The sequence below is a fragment of the Micrococcus sp. genome (assembly GCF_030523875.1).
Lineage (GTDB): Bacteria > Actinomycetota > Actinomycetes > Actinomycetales > Micrococcaceae > Micrococcus.
The window spans coordinates 1-4,773 of sequence record NZ_JAUNHR010000122.1 but is presented as its reverse complement, the minus strand read 5'-3'; the positions used below and the strand labels follow the sequence as shown (position 1 = coordinate 4,773).

The window sequence follows — 4,773 nt, the reverse complement described above, 5'->3', positions numbered from 1 at the left end:
CGGTGAGCAGCAGGGCCAGGCCCGCCGCGGCCCAGCCCGGACCGGGCTCGCCCCAGCCGGGGCCGTCCGAGCCTGCGGCGTGCACGAGCGCCGCCCCCTCGCCGAGCACGCGCTCCCGGAACGCGGGGGACGGGACGCGACGCACCGCCCCGGAGGCCGGCGGGTCCCCGAGCGCGGTCACGGCCACGTGCACCCGGTCCCCCTCGCCCAGATCCCCGCCGGCCACCCGGCACCCGTCGGCCCCGAGGGCCCGGATCGCGGCCGTGAACCCGCCGGCCAGGGACGCCGCCCACGCCACGGGGGTCTCCCGCGGCAGGGTCAGCGCGGTCACCAGTCCGGTGGCGACGGCCCCCATCGCGTTGACGTCGGAGAGGTTCTGCGCGGCGGCCTTCCATCCGACGTCGTGGCCGCGGGTGCGCACACCGGCCGGCCAGACGGCCAGGAAGTCGGTGCCCTCCCCCATCGCGTCCGTGGACACGGCCACGGCGCCGCGCGGGGCGGGCAGGACGGCGGCGTCGTCGCCGGGCGCCACGGTGCCCGCCGGCCAGGCCGCGTCCCGGGCCACGGGGGCCAGCCGCGCCTGGACGACCTCGAGCAGCTCCTCCTCGGAGAGGTCCCCGACGACGGCGCCCACGACCCCGTCCGTGGACGTCACCGGCGCGAGCGCGCCCGCACGCCGGCCCCCGTGGCCTGCGCCAGGGCGGCGCGGAAGCGCGCGTGGCGGTCGACCTCGGTCTGGACCGGGTCCACCACGAGCTCGCGACCGGCGGCCGTGGTGGCGTCCTCCAGCCGGCGCCGCGCCCGTTTGCCGCGCGAGGCCGCCGTGAACCGGGTCAGCGGGATGGCCAGCAGAGCCAGCAGCAGGCCCAGGGCGAGGCCGCCCACGAGCAGCAGCGTGGGGATCGGGAACCCCTCCACGGTCGGGGCCGGCGGCAGCGGGAACTGCAGGTACGCGGCCAGGGCGAGCACGCCCAGCCAGCCCGCGCCCGCCACGGCCGTGGCCAGGGCCAGCCACTGCAGCACGTCCAGGACGGGCCACCACCAGCTGCCCTTCGCCGCGCCCAGGTCCGTGCCCGCGATGGAGCGGTCGACGGCGGCGGGCACCTCGTCCAGGCGCTGCCGGCCGGCGCGGCGCACGGCGGCCGCCCACGGCTCGGAGGCGCCCGCGGAGGCGGAGGTCACGAGGGTGCGCACCGCGCCCTCGACCACGGCCCGCTGGGTCTGCGTCCGCTCCGGCAGGGACGTGCGGTGCAGGTCCGGGTCCCGCCGCACGGGGTCCTGGTCCCGGCGGCCCACGGCGCGCTCCGGCATCAGGTGCAGGCGGCGCAGCGGGTCGGCGCGGAAGGAGTGCATCCAGCGCAGCACGGGCCAGCTGGTGCGCTTGGCCGAGCGCAGGCGGTAGGAGCCCTCCACGGCACGCACCACGGCGGACACGCCGCCGGCCGTGGCGAGGTCGCGGCCCAGGCGGCGGGCGTCGTCGTCGCCCACCCCGGCCGGCTCGCCCGGGCCCGAGGCCTCCTCGAGGGCACGGGCGCGGGCGGTGACGTCCGCGCCGAGGCGCTCGGCGGCGGCGCCGCGGGAGGAGACGATCGCCGCGATCTGCCGGCCGACCTCCTCGAGGCCCTCGCCGGTGCGCGCGGAGACGGGCAGCACGCGCACGTCGCCGAGCCCGTGGCCGGAGAGCATGCGGCGCAGCGAGGCCAGCACGGAGTCCCGGTCCTGCACGGAGAGGCGGTCCACCTGGTTGAGGAGCACGAGGGTCACCGCGGCGTGCGAGGCCATCGTGGCCAGGAAGTCGCGGTGGATGACGGCGTCGGCGTACTTCTCCGGGTCCACCACCCACACGAGCACGTCCACATGCCCGGCCAGGCGGGCGGTGACGTCCCGGTGGGAGCGCTGCACGGAGTCGATGTCCGGCAGGTCGAGCAGGATCAGGCCGGTGGCGTCCGCCCCGTCCTTGTGGCCGAAGCCCAGGAAGCCCCGGCGGCCGCCGTCGAGCACGGGGGCGTCGTCGAGCAGGTGACGGCGGGGCACGCCCAGCCAGTCGAGCAGCGCCGCGGCGCCGCCGCCCTCGCCGTCGCGGCCCTCGCCGCGGCCCACGCCCCACACCGCGGCCAGCGGCTCGGAGGTGGTCGGCCGGGTCGCGGCGACGCCGGCGAGCTCGCGCCCGGTGAGCGCGTTGAACAGGGAGGACTTGCCGGAGCCGGTGGCGCCGAAGAAGCCCACCACGGTGTGCTCCGCGGAGAGGCTCTGGCGCTCCCCCGCGGCGCGGACGGCCGCGGCGGCGTCGTCCACCACGGGGTCCGGCAGGCGGTCCTGCGCGAGCTCGGCCGCGGTGCCGAGGGCGTCGAGGCGCTCGGCGAGGGAGGGGGCGGCGGTGCGGCTCATCGGGTCTGCTCCTCGTCCTCGATGCGGTCGGCGGGACGGCCGTCCTCGGTCAGCACGTCCTCGGCGCGCACGTCGACGACGTCGGCGGCGCCCTCGTCCGGGTCCGCGGCCGGGAGGGCGTCCCCGGCCGGGGCCGCGGGCGCCGGGTCCGTCGCGGGGTCCACGGGCCCGTCCAGCCCGGCGTCGACGCCGTGGCGCAGCACGGGGACGAGGCCGCGCAGGGCGGCGGTGTCCTCGGGACCGCGCTCGAGGGCGAGCAGGGGCAGGAAGCGTCCGCCCAGGACCTCCTCCACGAGCACCCGCACGCGGGCGTCCAGGATCTCGCTGGCCCGCTGGGCCATGCGGCGCACGGCGTCCTCGCCGAAGATCGACTCGAGCAGCTTCTGGCCCACGGCGGCCGCACCGCCGGCGATGCCGATCTCCAGGCCGGTCAGTCCGGCGGTGGAGGCGAAGGAGATCACCATCAGGGCCACGGCGGCGCCGTTGACGCCGAACGCGGCCAGACGCGCACGGGTGCGGCGGCCGGCACCCTCCTCCTGGATCAGGGCCAGCACGTCCGCCTGCCAGTCCCGCACGAGGGCGGCGGCGCGGTCCGAGGTGTCCTCCGGCAGGGAGCCGAGGTCACGGCCGGCCACCAGCACGCGGCCGGCGGGCTCGGCGCGCCAGCGGCGCTCGATGTTCTCCGCGGCGGAGGCGGCGGCCTCGACGAGCACGGCGTGCAGGCCGGTCTCGAGGGCGTCCTCGACCTCCTCGGGCGGGGCGGGACGGCCGCGCACGAGCGCGCCCACGCGGTCGCGGACGCGGCCGATCGCGGTCTCCAGGCCGCGGAAGAACTCCCCCGTGCCCACGAAGTCCTGCCACCGGGCCAGGACCTCGCCGCGCAGCAGGGTGCCGTCCGAGGTGGAGCGGTGCACCGTGTCCACGGCGTGCTCGGTGGCGTCGGAGACGATCGCGGCCAGGCGGGCGGCGGTCTCCTGCTGGGCGCGCTCGGCCTCGGCGATCTCCTCGACGCGCCCGGCCAGCTGGGCCAGCACCCCGTCCACGGTGCGGCGGGCGACGGCGCCGCGCGCCTGGGCGTCCTCCCCCAGGGCGGTGAGCCAGGAGCGCAGCCCGGCGACGTGCTCGTCCGGCAGCAGACCGCGCTCGTCGAACCGGGTCTCCGGGATCACGTGGATGCGGGCGTCCGGCAGGCCGTGCGCGGTGAGCATGCGGCGCAGGTCCGGCTCGATGTCCTTCTCCGCGCCGTCCGGGACGCGGCCGAGGACCACGGCCACGGTGATGTCGCGGGCCGCGGCCTGGTCCAGCAGCTCCCACGGCACGGCGTCCGCGTAGCGGTGGGCGGTGGTGGTGAAGATCCACAGGTCCGCGGCCTCGAGCAGCTGCCGGGAGAGCGCGCGGTTGGCGTCCGCCACGGAGTCGATGTCCGGGGCGTCCACGATCGCGATGCCGGCGGGCAGGGAGGGCTCCGCCACGAGCGCCACGGTGTCCATGGCCCCGGAGTCCGGCTCCACCGGTCCGGCGGCCTCAGAGCGGTGCACGGTCACGCGGGCCAGGTCCGGGAGCACGCGGGGCCCGGTGAACCAGTGCGCGTCCTCGGGGTGGTGCAGGAGCAGCGGCTGGCGCGTGGTGGGGCGCAGGGCGGAGGAGCGCGAGACCTCGTGGCCCACGAGGGCGTTCACCAGGGTCGACTTGCCGGCGCCGGTGGAGCCGCCCACCACCGCGAGCAGCGGGGCGTCGAGCGAGTCCAGGCGCGGCAGGACGTAGTCGTCGATCTGGTGCCGGGTGCGCTCGCGCTCCGCCCGGTCCGCCTCGGCGGTGGGGGTGGCGAAGGGCAGCTCGACCGCGTCCAGGTGCGCGCGCACGCGGCGCACGGCGGTGTCGACGCCGATGCCCGTGACGGGCTGAGCCGGGGAGGTGTACGGATCGGTGGATTCCACGGGGTCATCGTCTCACGGGCAGGCCCCGTGGACCGTGCGGACGCACCGTCCGCGGCCCCCTCCCGGTCGAGGGCCGGGCGAGCTGCCCAGGGGACCGGGCGCAGGGGCCGGCCAGGGGACGACGAAGGCCCGGTCCGTGGTGGACCGGGCCTTCGTTCTCACTGTGACCCCAGCGGGATTCGAACCCGCGTTACCGCCGTGAGAGGGCGGCGTACTAGGCCGCTATACGATGGGGCCGTGCTGCCGTGGCAGTCGCCGTTCCCCGGGCTTCCCCGGAGGACGACTTGGAAAGCATACCAGCACTTCCGGCTACCTGCAACGCCGGACCTGCGGCACCTCCCCCGGAGACGCCGCAGGCCCGGTCCCTGGGGGTCCCGGCCCGCGTTATCACGGTTTCCCCCGCGGGCTTCGGACCCGCGGTAACGCCGTGTGAGGGCGGCGGTCTATG

The 4,773-nt window shown here is 77.7% G+C and carries 3 protein-coding genes and 1 tRNA gene; all 4 read right to left on the bottom strand.

Annotated elements, in window-relative coordinates:
* Positions 1 to 655 (bottom strand): thiamine-monophosphate kinase (locus tag Q4D18_RS11140; RefSeq protein WP_303128423.1); only part of this gene is annotated, 655 nt, incomplete at its 3' end.
* Positions 652 to 2,388, bottom strand: coding sequence for a GTPase (locus Q4D18_RS11135; protein WP_303128420.1), 1,737 nt, complete (start codon positions 2,386 to 2,388; stop codon positions 652 to 654). The genes Q4D18_RS11135 and Q4D18_RS11140, both read right to left, overlap by 4 nt.
* Complete coding sequence (locus Q4D18_RS11130; protein WP_303128418.1) at positions 2,385 to 4,325, bottom strand: dynamin family protein; 1,941 nt, start codon at positions 4,323 to 4,325, stop codon at positions 2,385 to 2,387. The genes Q4D18_RS11135 and Q4D18_RS11130 overlap by 4 nt, the downstream gene beginning before the upstream one ends.
* A gap of 164 nt (positions 4,326 to 4,489) precedes the next feature.
* A tRNA-Glu gene (locus Q4D18_RS11125) sits at positions 4,490 to 4,562 on the bottom strand.
* Between the last annotated feature and the right edge of the window lie 211 nt (positions 4,563 to 4,773).